This is a genomic window from Azoarcus sp. CIB (assembly GCF_001190925.1).
Lineage (GTDB): Bacteria > Pseudomonadota > Gammaproteobacteria > Burkholderiales > Rhodocyclaceae > Aromatoleum.
In genome coordinates this window covers 4,771,259-4,785,630 of sequence record NZ_CP011072.1, presented here as the reverse complement: position 1 = coordinate 4,785,630, position 14,372 = coordinate 4,771,259, and the positions used below count along the sequence as shown (strand labels likewise).

16 protein-coding genes are annotated in these 14,372 nt (G+C 69.3%); 7 read left to right on the top strand and 9 right to left on the bottom strand.

Annotated features, from left to right (window positions below):
- Positions 1 to 96 precede the first annotated feature (96 nt).
- The 4 genes from AzCIB_RS21480 to AzCIB_RS21465 all read right to left on the bottom strand — a co-directional run bounded on the left by AzCIB_RS21480 (position 97) and on the right by AzCIB_RS21465 (position 3,604).
- Positions 97 to 1,122 carry a helix-turn-helix domain-containing protein gene (locus AzCIB_RS21480; protein WP_050417767.1) on the bottom strand — a complete coding sequence of 342 codons (1,026 nt, stop codon included), beginning with the start codon at positions 1,120 to 1,122 and terminating at the stop codon, positions 97 to 99.
- Between the two features lie 184 nt (positions 1,123 to 1,306).
- Positions 1,307 to 2,713, bottom strand: a complete 1,407-nt coding sequence (locus tag AzCIB_RS21475) for a fused MFS/spermidine synthase (protein ID WP_050417766.1) — start codon at positions 2,711 to 2,713, stop codon at positions 1,307 to 1,309.
- Positions 2,701 to 3,036 carry a DUF1840 domain-containing protein gene (locus AzCIB_RS21470; protein WP_050417765.1) on the bottom strand — a complete coding sequence of 112 codons (336 nt, stop codon included), beginning with the start codon at positions 3,034 to 3,036 and terminating at the stop codon, positions 2,701 to 2,703. The genes AzCIB_RS21475 and AzCIB_RS21470 overlap by 13 nt, the downstream gene beginning before the upstream one ends.
- 10 nt (positions 3,037 to 3,046) lie before the next feature.
- Positions 3,047 to 3,604 (bottom strand): hypoxanthine-guanine phosphoribosyltransferase, encoded by a 558-nt coding sequence (locus AzCIB_RS21465; protein ID WP_050417764.1) that lies wholly within the window; start codon positions 3,602 to 3,604, stop codon positions 3,047 to 3,049.
- 114 nt (positions 3,605 to 3,718) lie between these two features.
- Between AzCIB_RS21465 and upp the strand changes: the two genes are divergently transcribed.
- Both upp and AzCIB_RS21455 read left to right on the top strand, forming a co-directional pair.
- Positions 3,719 to 4,354, top strand: coding sequence for a uracil phosphoribosyltransferase (gene upp, locus AzCIB_RS21460; RefSeq protein WP_050417763.1), 636 nt, complete (start codon positions 3,719 to 3,721; stop codon positions 4,352 to 4,354).
- 8 nt (positions 4,355 to 4,362) lie between these two features.
- A complete protein-coding gene (locus AzCIB_RS21455) occupies positions 4,363 to 5,607 on the top strand; it encodes a uracil-xanthine permease family protein (protein WP_050417762.1) in 1,245 nt (414 codons plus the stop codon).
- Here the strand turns inward: AzCIB_RS21455 and AzCIB_RS21450 are convergent.
- The 4 genes from AzCIB_RS21450 to AzCIB_RS21435 form a co-directional block, all read right to left on the bottom strand.
- A complete protein-coding gene (locus tag AzCIB_RS21450) occupies positions 5,600 to 5,917 on the bottom strand; it encodes a YqjK family protein (RefSeq protein WP_050417761.1) in 318 nt (105 codons plus the stop codon). The genes AzCIB_RS21455 and AzCIB_RS21450 overlap by 8 nt on opposite strands.
- Positions 5,914 to 6,297: a phage holin family protein gene (locus AzCIB_RS21445; RefSeq protein WP_050417760.1), complete on the bottom strand. Its 384-nt coding sequence runs from the start codon at positions 6,295 to 6,297 to the stop codon at positions 5,914 to 5,916. The genes AzCIB_RS21450 and AzCIB_RS21445 overlap by 4 nt, the downstream gene beginning before the upstream one ends.
- Positions 6,298 to 6,301: 4 nt before the next feature.
- On the bottom strand, positions 6,302 to 6,613 hold the full coding sequence (locus AzCIB_RS21440) for an ElaB/YgaM/YqjD family protein (RefSeq protein WP_050417759.1): 312 nt from the start codon (positions 6,611 to 6,613) through the stop codon (positions 6,302 to 6,304).
- A 189-nt stretch (positions 6,614 to 6,802) separates the two neighbouring features.
- Positions 6,803 to 8,119 (bottom strand): tetratricopeptide repeat protein, encoded by a 1,317-nt coding sequence (locus AzCIB_RS21435; protein ID WP_050417758.1) that lies wholly within the window; start codon positions 8,117 to 8,119, stop codon positions 6,803 to 6,805.
- A gap of 122 nt (positions 8,120 to 8,241) precedes the next feature.
- Between AzCIB_RS21435 and AzCIB_RS21430 the strand changes: the two genes are divergently transcribed.
- The gene (locus AzCIB_RS21430) at positions 8,242 to 9,297 is read left to right on the top strand and encodes a GlxA family transcriptional regulator (RefSeq protein WP_050417757.1); all 1,056 of its coding nucleotides are present in this window, start codon (positions 8,242 to 8,244) and stop codon (positions 9,295 to 9,297) included.
- 12 nt (positions 9,298 to 9,309) lie between these two features.
- Here the strand turns inward: AzCIB_RS21430 and AzCIB_RS21425 are convergent, their stop codons facing one another.
- Positions 9,310 to 10,092 carry an exodeoxyribonuclease III gene (locus AzCIB_RS21425; RefSeq protein ID WP_050417756.1) on the bottom strand — a complete coding sequence of 261 codons (783 nt, stop codon included), beginning with the start codon at positions 10,090 to 10,092 and terminating at the stop codon, positions 9,310 to 9,312.
- 33 nt (positions 10,093 to 10,125) lie between these two features.
- Between AzCIB_RS21425 and pyrE the strand changes: the two genes are divergently transcribed.
- The 4 genes from pyrE to AzCIB_RS21405 all read left to right on the top strand — a co-directional run bounded on the left by pyrE (position 10,126) and on the right by AzCIB_RS21405 (position 14,347).
- Entirely contained in the window at positions 10,126 to 10,773 is a 648-nt protein-coding gene (gene pyrE / locus AzCIB_RS21420) for an orotate phosphoribosyltransferase (protein WP_050417755.1), read from the top strand.
- On the top strand, positions 10,751 to 11,380 hold the full coding sequence (locus AzCIB_RS21415) for a hypothetical protein (protein WP_050417754.1): 630 nt from the start codon (positions 10,751 to 10,753) through the stop codon (positions 11,378 to 11,380). The genes pyrE and AzCIB_RS21415 overlap by 23 nt, the downstream gene beginning before the upstream one ends.
- Before the next feature lie 112 nt (positions 11,381 to 11,492).
- Positions 11,493 to 13,568, top strand: coding sequence for a molybdopterin-containing oxidoreductase family protein (locus tag AzCIB_RS21410; RefSeq protein ID WP_083447087.1), 2,076 nt, complete (start codon positions 11,493 to 11,495; stop codon positions 13,566 to 13,568).
- Positions 13,565 to 14,347: an NAD-dependent deacylase gene (locus AzCIB_RS21405; RefSeq protein ID WP_050417753.1), complete on the top strand. Its 783-nt coding sequence runs from the start codon at positions 13,565 to 13,567 to the stop codon at positions 14,345 to 14,347. Before AzCIB_RS21410 ends, AzCIB_RS21405 begins: the two co-directional genes overlap by 4 nt.
- The last annotated feature ends 25 nt before the right edge of the window (positions 14,348 to 14,372 follow it).

Genomic DNA, 14,372 nt, shown 5'->3' with positions numbered 1-14,372 from the left:
GCGGAACGGTGCCTGGCGGAACTTCCGTTCTTATCGAAAAGGAACGCTTTTCGGCTCCAGAAGGATCATTCCGGAGCGGTTGGTCGTCGTTGAAGGCTATTGCGTCGCCCCGCTCCGGGCGTTGAGCTTGCGGAACTGGCCGGGCGTCGTCCCCTCGACCTCACGAAACGCGTCGTAGAAGTTCGACTGCGAGGTGAAGCCGACGCTGAGGCCCACCGACAGCACCGAAGCCGAGGGCTCGTCGCACAGCATGGCCTTGGCAGCGGCCAGGCGCCGCTCGCGTAGGTAGCGCGCGAAGCTTTTCCCCAGCCTGGCATTGAGCAGTTCCGACAGCTGATGGGAACGGAGTCCGACCCGCTCGGCAAGCCCCGGCAGGCTCAGGTCCGGATCGGCGTAGATGCGGTCGCTTGCCATGAGTGCCTCGAGCCTGGCGAGCATCGCATCGCAGTCCACGTTGTTGAGCGTCGACGTGGCGTACGCGGCCTGCACCGTTTCACGCACTTCGGCGGACAACTGCGGCCGAAGGACGAGCGTCGTCTGCACAAGGAGGAAGGCCAGCCCGATGGCAATCGCGTACAGGCTGAAGAACAGCCTGTCGGGCAGCGATGCCTGCGCGAGCCCGAGCGCCGAGACGCCGATCGCGATCGTGAAGACGCCCCCGAGCAAGATCAGCTCGAGATGGAAATGGGCGCGCTCGTGGCGAAGCCGGAACAGGCTGCGTGCGAGCCACAGCAGATAGCCGGCGCCGACCAGGAATGCCAGCGGCAAGGCCGACCCTTCCGGCAGGAAAGGGCAGATCAGGAGCGGGAGGGCGTGACCGAGCAGGGCGGGGCGGTTCGGGGAAGCAGCCTGCGGGCGCAGCAAGGGGCGGCTGAACATATAGAAAGCCGGCGCCACGGCGAACAGGATCATGCGGTAAGGGAGCTCGGTGACCCACTCGAGATCGAGGTACAGCCAGGCGAAATGGGCGGCCTGCAGCCCGCTCAGCGCCAGCAGGAGGATCAGGCCCATGGCCCGCGACACGGGCTGGTCGCGGTAATGCTCGCTGCGGAAATGCGTCAGCGCGATGCTCAGGGCGCTGAACAGCGAGTGGCCGACGAGAAGGATGGCAAGACCGGTCACGGCGGGTACGCGGCAGGGGGCGAGGGGTTTTCGACGGGGATGGTGTGCGACGCAGGCCGTAAGCGCCGCAAATCATCCGCGGCCATGCCTGCGTAATATTCTAGCATCCGGACTGCGGCTGGCAGGCGCATCCTCATGGATGCCCCCTCGCCGTACCCGCGGCGAACGCCTGCGCGTCGTCGCCTCAGCCGCCGCGCAGCAGGTCGATGTCCGCGCGGTTGCGTTCATCGGTGTAGGGTTCGCCCGGCGCCGGCTCGCCCGCGCCGGCAAAGCACTGCACCAGCACGTTGCTTTGCGGCCGGTCGCGGAACAGCACCTCGACGGCGCACTGGCCGTACACCGACTGGATCGTCGCGAGCAGGTTGCGTGCGTAGGGCGATGCGAGGCGCGGGTCGAGGATCAGGTTCGCCAGCATCACGCCGTCCGGCGCGAGGGCGCGGCGCGTGCCCGCCCAGAACTCCTGCGTCACCAGATGCGCCGGGATGCTCGTGAGCGCGCTGTACACATCGACGACGATCGCGTCGAAGCGCTCGCTCGTGTCGGCGACGAAGCGGCGCGCGTCGGCCGCGACGAAGCGGCCGCGGATCGGCTCGCGCAGGAACTCGCGCTCTGCGATTTCGCGGATCGCCGGGTCGATGTCGACGTAGAGATAGTCGTTCAGCGGTTCGCGGTGCGACAGCGTGAAGCCGCCACCGCCCAGCACCAGGACGCGCTGTCCGCGCAAGCCCAGCTCGTCGAGCAGGATCACGCGCAGGCGCTCGATGTAGCGCGTGTAGCGCGGCGGTTCGCTGGCGTCGATCATCGACGCGGCCGAGTTGTTGTTGCGGAACACGCGTGCGTCGGTTCGTCCGGGCATCGAGGCCGCATCGACGCGATAGGTCGCGTAGGCCGTCTCGATCTGCTGCGGCAGCAGCACGTTGCAGGCGAGCGCGGCCGCGGCGACGAGGGCGGGCTGCGCCAGCGTGCGCAGCGACAGCCGGGCGGCGGGCGCAGCGAGGAAGGGCACGATCACGAGCAGCAGCGCCGCGCATACCAGCACCGCGGCCGAGACGCCCAGCCACTGCATCACGACCAGCGACAGCGACAGCGAGCCGAGGAAGGAGCCCAGCGTCGACCAGTACAGCGCGGCGCCGCTGCGCGCGCCCGCCCGCTCGTGACGCAGCAGGTTGGTCAGCACCGGCACGGTCTGGCCGAGGAGCCACGCGATCGGGCCGAGCACGCCGGCGACGAAGACGAGGTAGGCGACGAGCGGCGGGCGGACGTGCGCGAACAGCGCATCGACGACCGGGCCGGCCAGCCCGATACCGATCAGCGCGGCGGCGACGACGAAGTTGAGCCGCACGCGCGCGAGGAAATCGCGTTCGACGCGCCCGCCGGACTGGTAGCCGAGCGCCAGCGCGAGCAGGAAGAAGCCGATCGTCGGCGCCGTGATCGTGATCGCGCTGCCCAGATGCGGCACCAGGCGGCGCAGCGCGATGATCTCCGCGCCGAGCGACGCGAAGCCCTCGATGAACACCATGGCGAACAGCAGCGCGCCGGGCAGGGACGGCACGGTCGGGCGCACGCCGGGCAGGGCGCTCAGACGCCCCACACGACCGGCACGCCTTCCTTCTGCGACAGCTGCAGCAGGTCGAGCAGCGGCCACGCGCGCTGCGCGAGGCTTACCGGCGCGGCCATGCCGTGGCGCTCGGGGTCGGGTTCGTCCTCGTCCTCGTCCTGCGCGTGGCCCGCCTGGCGTGCCTTGTCCTCGTCGATCGCCGCGCGCAGGCGCGCGATCGCGTCGGGCAGCTGTTCGACGGTGACGATGCCTTTTCCGTCCTGCGGATCCTTGCCGAGGATCGCGACGAGCTTCTTCGCGATGTCGCCGAACATGATGACGTCGGCGCCCGCGGCCGACTTGAAGGTGATCAGCATTGCCTTGTCCTCACAGTCCCTTTACCGCGTAGATGCCCGGCGCGTTGCGCCAGTAGCCCTTGTAGTCCATGCCGCAGCCGAACAGGAAGCGGTCGGCGACGTCGAGCCCGGTGAAGTCCGCGCGCATGCCCGGATAGGCCTTGCGCTCGTGCAGCTTGTGCGTGAGCACCGCGGAACGCACTTCCGCGGCGCCTTCGCCTTTCAGGTATTCCAGGATCGAGTACAGCGTGTGGCCCTCATCGAGGATGTCGTCGAGCACCAGCACCGCGCGCCCGCGTAAGTCCTGCGTCGGCCGCATGCGCCAGTCGAGGTCCGCGCCCTTCAGCGCATGGCCGTAGCGCGTCGCGTGCAGATAGGCCAGTTCCAGCGGGAAGGGCAGGCGCGGCAGGATCTGGCCCGCGAGGATCATGCCGCCATTCATCACGACGTACACCAGCGGGTTCTTGTTGCGCATCTGCGCGGTGATCTCCGCCGCCATGCGATCCAGCGCGGCGTTCACGGTCGCGCCATCGGCGAGGCAGTCGGCTTCCTCGCGCACGCGGATGATTTCGTCCAGATCGACGGCCATCGCGCTCCCTCCAGCGGATATTGTGGAAAGACCCGATTCTACCGGAGGGCTTTGCGCCGCGCCCTTGCGTTAGACTGGCGCGCGATTCCACACCGCTGCCGGGAGCCACCCTCCATGTCCGTGAAACAGATCAACCACCCGCTCGTCCGCCACAAGATCGGACTGATGCGCGAGGCCGACATCAGCACCAAGAAATTCCGCGAACTCACCGCCGAACTCGCCCGCCTGCTGGCCTACGAGGCCTGCCAGGACTTCGCGCTCGAAACGGTGACGATAGACGGCTGGGCCGGCCCGGTCGAAGTCGAGCGCATCAAGGGCAAGAAGGTCACCGTCGTGCCCATCCTGCGCGCCGGGCTGGGTATGCTCGACGGCGTGCTCGACATGATCCCGAGCGCCAAGGTCAGCGTCGTCGGCATCGCGCGCAACGAGGAGACGCTGATGCCCGCGCCCTACGTCGAGAAGTTCGTCGGCAACCTCGCCGAGCGCATGGCGCTGATCATCGACCCGATGCTCGCGACCGGCGGCTCGATGGTGGCGACCGTCGACATGCTCAAGCGCGCCGGCTGCCGGCAGATCCGCGCGCTGGTGCTGGTCGCTGCGCCCGAGGGCATCCGCCTGATGGACGAGAAGCATCCCGACGTGAAGATTTTCACCGCGAGCATCGACAGCCACCTCAACGAGCACGGCTACATCATCCCGGGCCTCGGCGACGCCGGCGACAAGATCTTCGGCACCAAGCACAACAACTGAGACCCTCCATGCGCGAACTCCCGATCGAGGGCGCCGAGCCGCTGTGGCGGCAGGCGATTTCCGGCGCCCAGATTCTCTTCGTCGCCTTCGGCGCGCTGGTGCTGGTGCCGCTGCTCACCGGCCTCAACCCCAGCATGGCGCTGCTCGGCGCCGGTGTGGGCACGCTGCTGTTCCAACTCGTCACCGGCCGCCAGGTGCCGATCTTCCTCGGCTCCAGCTTCGCCTTCATCGCGCCCGTCATCTTCAGCATGCAGACCTGGGGTCCGGCCGCGACAATGGGCGGCATGATCTGCGTGAGCCTCGTGTATTTCGTCTTCGCGGGCCTGGTGTGGCGTCACGGTGCGGACATCGTGCACAAGTACATGCCGCCGGTCGTGATCGGCCCGATCATCATGATCATTGGCCTGTCGCTCGCGGCGGTGGCCGTCAATATGGCCATGGGCCGCAGCGGCGACGGCAAGGTCGAGCTGGTGCCCTACACCACCTCGATGCTCATCGCGGCGGCGTCGTTCGGCACGACGGTCGTCGTGGCGACCTACGCGCGCGGCTTCCTCAAGCTCGTGCCCATCCTCGCCGGCGTACTGGTCGGCTACATGCTCTCCGCGACGATCGGGCTGGTCGATTTCGGCAAGATCGCCGCCGCGCCGTGGCTCGCGCTGCCGCAACTCGCCGCGCCGCGCTTCGAGTGGGCGGCGATCCTGTTCCTGCTGCCGGTCGCGCTCGCGCCGGCGATCGAACACGTCGGCGACATCGTCGCGATCGGCGGTGTCACCGGCAAGGACTACACCGAGAGCCCCGGCCTGCACCGTACGCTCGCCGGCGACGGCCTGGCGGTGGCGTTTGCCGGCCTGATCGGCGGACCCCCGGTGACGACCTACTCGGAAGTGACCGGTGCCGTGACGCTCACGCGCAACTTCAACCCCGCAATCATGACCTGGGCCGCCGTGCTCGCGATCGTGATGGCCTTCTTCGGCAAGTTCAACGCGATCCTGCAGTCGATCCCGGTGCCGGTGATGGGCGGCATCATGATGCTGCTGTTCGGCTCGGTCGCGAGCATCGGCCTGAAGACGCTGATCGCCGCGCGCGTCGACCTCGAGGAGCCGCGCAACCTCGTGATCGTGTCCTCGGTGTTGGTGTTCGGCATCGGCGGGCTCGCGCTCAACCTCGACGGCGTCGCGCTGCAGGGCGTGAGCCTGTGCGGGGTCGCGGCGGTGCTGCTGAACTTCGTGCTGCCGAAGAGGCGCGTCAGCTAGCGACGCGCCGCAGGTAGCCGATCAGGGAATCGAGGCTGCGCCCGAGCCGGCGGTAGAGCAGCCAGCCGAACCAGGCGCGGCGCGCCGCGCGTAGCGCCCCGCGCGGCCGGATGACAACGACGGCGAGGGCCAGCGCGGAAAGCAGTGGCACATAGTCGCGCAGCCCGCGCACATGGTCGCGGGCGCGGTCGACGACGTCGAGCACCGATTCGACGCGCGCGAGGCCGGCAACGATGACCTCGCGTTGGCGCTCCGCGGCGAACTGCAGTCGCTGCCTGCGCAGCGCCAGTTCGAGCAGCCGCGGATTCATTCGCGTGGCCGCAGCGCTTCGCGGTCGCGCGCGAGTTCGCCCAGGCTCGCCGCGAACAGGCGGCTGCCGCGCTTCACTTCACGCGCCGCATTGCGCGCCGTCAGGAGGCCTGCCGCGAGCAGCACGATGGTTCCCAGCCCCAGCGCCAGCAGGCGGTGGTCGTCCCAGAACAGCACCGTCAGGAACACCACCAGGAACACGACGCCGAAGCCGAGAAACACCGCGCTCAACAAGGTGTTGAAGAGCAGCCCGGTGAGGCGCAGCTTCTCTTCCTGCGCCTCGACGGCGAGCAGCTCCAGCCGCGTCTGCGCGGTCGCGAGGCCGGCGTCCAGGAAGCCGCGCAGGCTGCCCGCGAGGCGCCGCTTGTGCTCCTCGGCCACGGGGTCAGCGACGACCCGACAGCAGGCCCAGCAGGAAGGCCACGCCGGCGGCGATCCCGACCGCCTGCCACGGATTCTTGTGCACGTAGTCGTCGGTCGCATGGGCGACCTTCTTCGCTTGCTCCACGGCGACCGCTTCCATGTCGGACATGCGGTCTTTCGCGGTCGCCATGCGGTCGCTGAGGCGGCTGCGCACTTCGCTCAGCTTGTCGCCGGCCTGCCCGGCGGTCAGCTTCAGAAGCTCCTCGGCGTCGCTGATCACGACCTTGAAGTCCGAAACGAGTTTGTCGCGGGAAACATCGGCATTGTTGGACATTTTTCGTACCCCCTCTGTGCTGGCAACATTGACGTGCGCGCGAGCGCACGAGGCAAAGTCAGGCTAGCCCGATTCCCGCGCGAAGGCAAATGCTAAAGGCTTATCGCTTGTGACGGGATGCCTCGGCGGCACGACGACGCACGCACGCGCCGCCCCCTTTCCCGGGGCGGCGCGTGCGTGCAGCGCGGATCAGTGGGGCAGGCGCGCAACGAGCCGGCGGTTGATCGCGCTGTCGGGCTTGCGCGCGAGACGCTCGTGGATCAGCGCGCGTGCGAGCGGCACCTGTCCGCCGCGCAGCGCCGCCTCGATCAACGCGAGGTCGATGAGGTCGCGCTGCGCGTTGCTGCCGCCGAAGCGGTGGGCGATCGGGCGGACGGCGCGCAGCGTGTCGGTTGCGTTGTCGTACCGTCCGGCGGCGAGGTCGCCGAAGGCGCGCAGCAGCGGCTCGCCGACCGCGGTCCCGATGGCGGCGTGGTCGCCGATCTCTGTCGCGTCGAGATTGCGCTGCGCGGCCATCCAGTCGCCTGCGTAAGCGTCCTGGCTCGCGCCGAGCCACGCCATCATCGCGTGCAGGTCGTTGAAGGAATACAGCCCCGGCCGTGCCGACGCGCGCCAGCAGTCGGCGACGCTCTTCCAGCGCGCGGCAACGTCGATGCCGGCGAACTGCAGCCGGCACAACATCGCCGAGGCGTCCGCGAGGTCCAGCATCAGCACGGAGCGTGGTCCGTGGATCGGGCCGTCGAAGAGCGCGAGCGCCTCGTCGATCTCGTCGCGGTCGAGGTGGAAGAGGGCGAGGTGCCACCAGTTATGCACTGCGAAGAAGTTGTCCTCCGCCCAGTGCGGCTGGCGTTCGCGCATCCAGGCGATGCCGTCGCTGGTGCGTCCCTCCATCTCGAGCACGTGGGCGACCGCGTGGTGCGCCCAGGAATCGGCCGGTTCGAGCTCCAACGCGCGCTGTCCTTGCGCTTCCGCGCGGCGGTAGTCGCCCGTTTCCTCGCAGCCGAAGGCGTGCATGCCGAGCAGGGCGTGGTAGCCGGGCATGGACGCGTCCCACGCGGGCAGCGCGCGGGCGATGCGGTCGCGCAGCAGGCGCGCGTCGCCGCGGTAGAAATCGACGAGGTGTCCCGCCTGCAGCGCGAGGACGTCGCGCGGCCACTCGATCGCCAGGTCCTCGAGCACGCGTCCCGCCGCTTCACAGCGCCCGCCGGCGAAATGTGCGATCGCGTCGAGGTGCGCCTGTTCGCGCCGGTTCGGTGCGCAGGCGGCCGCCTTCGCCGCGTCCGCGCGGGCGACGGCGACGCCGTCCGGTTCGGTGCCGAGCAGGTGCAGCCACGCATGCAGCAAGTGGCCCATCACGAAGTCCGGTTGGATCGCCGTCGCGGCGTCCGTCGTCGCGACCGGGTCGCCGCAGTAGCAGTGGAATTGCCGCAGTGCGCGGGCGTAGTGCGCGAGGGCTGCGTCGTCGGCGTGGCTGAGGGGATTGCCGGCAAGGTCGGTCGTGTTCATCGTGTCTCTCCGTTGGGGTGGTGCACCTTGCGCCGTCGCGGCGGCGGTGTCTGGAATGCATCCTATGGCGGAGCGATTGCGTGGACTAAGGTGAAAACGGTCACGAACAGGACGATCGCGCCATGCATTCCGCCCGCTCCGCCGGCGGCCCGCCCCGGGTCGCCATCCTCGCCTTCGCCGAGACGAGCGCCTCGGTGATGTACGGCATGCACGACTTCTTCCATGCGGCCGGGCGCGACTGGGGCCTGATCGAGCACGGCATGCCCGGGCCCTCGCTGATGGCCTCGGTCGTCGTGTCGGCGGACGGCGCACCGCTGACGGTCGCGAACGGCGTGCGCGTATGTCCCGATTGCCGCCTGGACGCGGTGCCCGAGCCGGACCTCATATGCATTCCCGAACTCACGGTCGTGCCGTCCGAGCCGCTGGGGGGCCGCTTCGACGCCGAGTGCGCGTGGCTGCGCGGCGCCTACGCGGGCGGCGCGGTCATCGCGTCGGCGTGTTCCGGGGCGCTGCTGATGGCGCAGGCGGGGCTGCTCGACGGCGAGCCGGCGACGACGCACTGGGCCTTCTGCGGCGCGCTCGCCGAACGCTTCCCGGAAGTGCGCGTGCAGTGCCAGCGCTCGCTGGTCGTCGCCGGCGATGGCCAGCGGCTGGTGATGGCGGGTGGGGGCACGACCTGGCAGGACCTCGCGCTGTACCTGATCGCGCGCTTCGCGGGCGTCGAGGCGGCGATGCAGCTCGCGCGCGTGAATCTCATCGACTGGCATCACGCCGGCCAGCAGCCCTTCGCGCGCCTCTCGGCGAGCCGGCAGACCGACGACGCGCTGATCGCGCGCGCCCAGGTGTGGGCCGCGACGCATTATGCGGAAGCGGCGCCGGTCGCCGCGATGGCCGAGCTCACGGGCCTGTCCGAACGCGCCTTCGTGCGCCGCTTCCGCCAGGTCACGGGCATGTCGCCGCTCGCCTACGTACACGCGGTGCGCATCGAGGAGGCCAAGCAGATGCTGGAGGCGACTCGCCTGCCGATCGAGGCGATTGCGGAGGAGCTCGGCTACGAGGACGCGAGCTTCTTCTCGCGCCTGTTCAAGCGCGAGGTGAAGCTCACGCCGGCGCGCTACCGGCGCAAGTTCGGCGACCTGCGCGAGGTGCTGCGCGAAGCCGCCGGCCACGCGCACTGAGCCGCGCGGGCTTCACTCGGACCAGTCGTAGTCGATCGTCAGCGGTGCGTGGTCGGAGAAGCGCTGGTCCTTATAGACCTGCGCCGTGCGCGCCGTCGCGGCGATGCCCGGCGTCGCGAGCTGGTAGTCGAGGCGCCAGCCCACGTTCTTCGCCCACGCCTGGCCGCGGTTCGACCACCACGTGTAGCAGGCGTCGGTGGTGTCCGGATGCAGGCGGCGGTAGACGTCGACCCAGCCTTGCCCTTCGAGCACGCGCGTCATCCACGCGCGCTCCTCGGGCAGGAAGCCGGAGTTCTTCTGGTTCGACTTCCAGTTCCTGAGGTCGATCTCCTTGTGCGCGATGTTCCAGTCGCCGCAGATCACGACCTCGCGCCCGCTCGCGCGCAAGTTTTCCATGTGCGGCAGGAAGCGCTCCATGAAGCCGAACTTGATCTGCTGGCGCTCCTCGGAGCTCGATCCGGAGGGCAGGTACAGCGACACGACGGACAGCTGCCCGAAGTCGAGCTGCAGGAAGCGCCCCTCGGCGTCGATGTCGGCGATGCCGAGTCCCTCGACGACGCGGTCCGGCGTGCGCCGCGCGTACAGGCCGACGCCGCTGTAGCCCTTCTTCTCGGCGTGATGGAAGTAGCCCGTGTAGCCTCCGGGCGCACGCATCGCGTCGCTCAGGTCGCCCGCGTGCGCCTTCAGTTCCTGCAGGCAGACGACGTCCGCATCCTGCGCGCCGAGCCAGTCGAGAAAGCCCTTGGTGGTGGCCGAGCGGATGCCGTTGAGGTTGAGAGTGATGACGCGTAACATTCGGCCGGATAACCCAGAACTGGAAGCAAGAGCGTGGATTTTAGCCGGGATTTCATCACGTTGGCCTGCGACAAGGGCGTGCTGCGCTTCGGGTCCTTCGTGACCAAGGCGGGGCGCAATTCGCCGTACTTCTTCAACGCCGGGCTGTTCGACGACGGCAGCTCGTTCCGCGAACTGTGCGGCTTCTACGCGCGCGCGATCGTCGCCGCGGGCGTGCCCTGCGACATGCTCTTCGGGCCGGCCTACAAGGGCATCCCGCTGGTCGCCGGTGTGGCGATCCGCTTGGCCGAGCAGGGCGTGAACCTGCCCTTCGCCTTCAACCGCAAGGAGGCCAAGGACCACGGCGAAGGCGGCACCTTGGTCGGTGCACCGCTCAAGGGCCGCGTGCTGATTCTCGACGACGTGATCTCGGCGGGCACCTCGGTGCGCGAATCGGTCGACATCATCCGCGGCGCCGGCGCCGAAGCGGCGGGCGTGGTGATCGCGCTCGACCGCATGGAGCGCGGGAAGGGCGAGAAATCGGCAGTGCAGGAAGTGCGCGAGAGCTTCGGCATCCCCGTCGTCGCCGTCGCGACGCTCGAAGACCTGATCGGCTTTCTGGGCGACAGCCCGGAGTTGGCCGCCAACCTCGAGGCCGTGCAGGCCTACCGGAACACCTATGGCATCGCGACGCAGTCCTGAGCTCCTGGCGGCGCTCCTGCTGGGCCTGACGCTGGCGAACACCGCCGGCGCGAAGGTGTATTGCTGCGAGGATGGGGACGGCCGGCGCCAGTGCGGCGACGTGCTCCCGCAGGCCTGTTACGGGCGTGCATATCGCGAGATCGGCCCGCAGGGCACGATCAAACGCGAGGTCTCCGCACCCCTGAGTGCCGACGAAATCGCCCGTCGCAGGGCGGCGGAACAGCAGAAGAAGGATGACGAGACGCGCCAGGCCAAGCAGCGCCGCTTCGACCAGGCCCTGCTCGAGACCTACGCGAGCGTCGAGGATCTCGACCGTCGCCGCGACCGCGAGATCGGCGACATCGAGCGCAGCATCGACGAGGCGCGCAAGCGCGACAAGGAGCTGCGCACGAAACGCCAGCGCTTCGAAAAGGAAGCCGAGTTCCACAAGGGGCGCGACCTGCCGCGCGACCTCGCCGCCAACCTGCGCTCGATCGACAGCGAGCTGGCGGCGCAGGGCAGGCTCATCGAGGAGAAGTCGAGCGACCTCGCGGCGACGCGCACGCGCTTCGAGGCCGACCGCGCCCGCTACGTGGAACTGAGCAGCGCCGCCGCGAAGCAGCGCTGAACATGAGACGGGCCGGCCCACATTGGCCGGCGGCGGGCGAAACGCCGGGATTCCCGCCCGCTGGCTGCAGGCCGGTGCGCGCCGCACTGCCCGGCGAGATTCAGGAGTGGTCATGAGCATTGCCGCCAGCAAAGTCGTCCGCGCCGCCTGTCCACACGACTGTCCCGACACCTGTGCGATGGAGGTCACCGTCGAGGATGGTCGCGCGGTGAAGATCCGCGGTGCCGACGATCTGCCCTTCACGAACGGCGCGCTGTGCACCAAGGTCGCGCACTACCTCGAACGCGTCTATTCCGACCAGCGCCTGCTGCACCCGATGAAGCGCATCGGCCGCAAGGGCGAGGGGCGCTTCGTGCGCATCTCGTGGGACGAGGCGCTCGACACCATCGCCGAAAAATTCGCCGCGATCGCCGCCGACGATCCGCGCGCGATCCTGCCCTACAGCTACGCCGGCACGATGGGCTTGGTGCAGGGCGAAAGCATGGACCGCCGCTTTTTTCACCGCCTCGGCGCATCGCTGCTCGATCGCACGATCTGCGCATCGGCCGGCGCGGCGGGCTGGAAGGCGACGATGGGCGCTTCGGTGGGCATGGATCCCGAAGCGATCGTCGATGCGAAGCTGATCCTGATCTGGGGTGGCAACCCGATCGTCTCCAACCTGCATGGCTGGCGCTACATCCTCGAAGCGAAACGGCGCGGCGCCAAGCTCGTGTGCATCGACCCGTGGCGCTCGCAGACGGCCGAGAAGTGCGACCTGCACCTCGCCCCCTGGCCCGGCACCGACGGCGCGCTCGCGCTCGCGATGATGCAGGTGCTGATCGCGGACGGCCTCATCGACCGCGACTACATCGACGCCCATACGTTCGGCTTCGACGCGCTCGCCGAGCGTGTGAAACCTTGCACGCCCGAGTGGGCGGCGCCGCTGACGGGCCTGCCGGCCGACGCGATCCGCGACCTCGCGCGCGAATACGGCGGCACCACACCCGCGGCGATCCGCCTCAACTACGGGCTTAACCGCTGCGCCGGCGGCGCGGCCGTGATGCGCAACATCGCCTGCCTGCCGGCGCTCACCGGCGCGTGGCGCCATCCCGCGGGCGGTGCGCTGCTGTCGACCTCGGGCAACTTCCCGGTCGACCAGCAGGCGCTCGAGCGCCCCGAGCTGTATACGGCTCACCATGCGCGGGCGACCCGGACGATCAACATGGCGACGATCGGCGAGGCGCTCCTCACCGCGGACGACCCGCCGATCCGCGCGCTGTATGTGTACAACTCCAACCCGGTCGCCGTCGCCCCGAACGGCACGCGCGTGCGCGAAGGCTTCATGCGCGAGGATCTCTTCTGCGTCGTGCATGAGCTCTTCCAGACCGATACCGCGGACTACGCCGACATCCTGCTGCCCGCGACCAGCCAGCTCGAGCACCGCGATGTGCACAAGGCCTACGGCCACCTCTACGCGCTGACGAACGAGCCGGCGATCGCGCCGCTCGGCGAGGCGAAGCCCAACAGCGAGGTGTTCCGGCTCCTCGCCGCGCGCCTCGGCTTCACCGACGCGGCGCTGTCCGAGTCCGACGACGAGATCGCCGCGCAGGCCTTCCGACGGCGCGACAACCGCGCACTGGGCCTCGACCCGGAGACGCTGCGCACGCGCGGCTGGGCGCGCCTCAACCTGCCGCGCCCGTTCGCGCCCTTCGCGCAGGGCAATTTCCCGACGCCTTCGGGCAAGTGCGAGTTCTGGTCGGAATCGCTCGCGCAGCGCGGCTTCGACCCGCTGCCGAACTGGGTGCCGCCGCACGAGTCCCCGGTCAGCAATCCCGCGCTCGCCGCGCGCTATCCGCTCGCGATGATCTCGCCGCCGGCGCGCAACTTCCTCAATACCAGCTTCGCCAACCTGCCGCGCTTCCGCGAGCAGGAGGGCGGACCGAAGCTCGAGATCCACCCGGACGACGCCGCACGGCGCGGCATCGCGGCGGGCGAGCGCCTGCGCATCTTCAACGAACGCGGCGCCTTCCATGCGCAGGCGGTCGTCACCGAGCGCGTGCGGCCGGGGCTCGTCGTGTGCCCCTCGGTGTGGTGGCGCAAGCTCTCGGGCGACGGCGAGAACGCCAACGCCGTGACCTCGCCGGCACTGACCGACCTCGGCGGCGGGCCGACTTTCTACGACTGTCTCGTCGAGGTGGGCAAGGCGTGAGCGACAACCAGACCCTGGACCGCGTCGCGCGCCTGATCGGCGACGCCCGGCGCATCCTCTTCATCACCGGCGCGGGCATCTCGGCCGACTCCGGCTTGCCGACCTATCGCGGCATCGGCGGCCTGTACCACGAGCGCCTCACTGACGAGGGGTTGATGATCGAGGAGGCGTTGTCGGGCGAGATGATGCAGCGCCGGCCCGACATCTCGTGGAAGTACATCGCGCAGATCGAGGCCAACTGCCGCGGCGCGCAGCCCAACATCGCGCACCGCATCATCGCGGCGCTGGAGCACGAGAAGCCGGGCGTGTGGGTGCTGACGCAGAACGTCGACGGCCTGCACCACGACGCCGGCTCGCGCCACCTGATCGAGATCCACGGTACCGTGCATCATCTGCGCTGCATGGACTGCAGCCACCAGCGCAGCGTCAAGGATTACGCCGGCCTGCAGCTGCCGCCGGCGTGCCCGAAGTGTGGCGGCGTGCTGCGGCCCGACGTCGTGCTGTTCGGCGAGATGCTGCCCGAAGCGGGGCTCAACCGGCTCGAGACCCTGATCGCGCACGGCCTCGACCTGGTCGTCTCGATCGGTACGACCAGCGTGTTCCCCTACATCGCGGGGCCGGTATGGTGGGCGAGGGAAGTCGGCGTGCCCAGCGTCGAGATCAATCCCGGCGACACCGAAGTCAGCGAAATCGTCACGCACCGCCTGCGCCTGGGCGCTGCCGAGGCGATGCCCGAACTGTGGCGGCGCCTGCACCCGGAGCTTCCGCTCGAGGACTGAGGCGGACGGCGTGCAGCCACTTCCG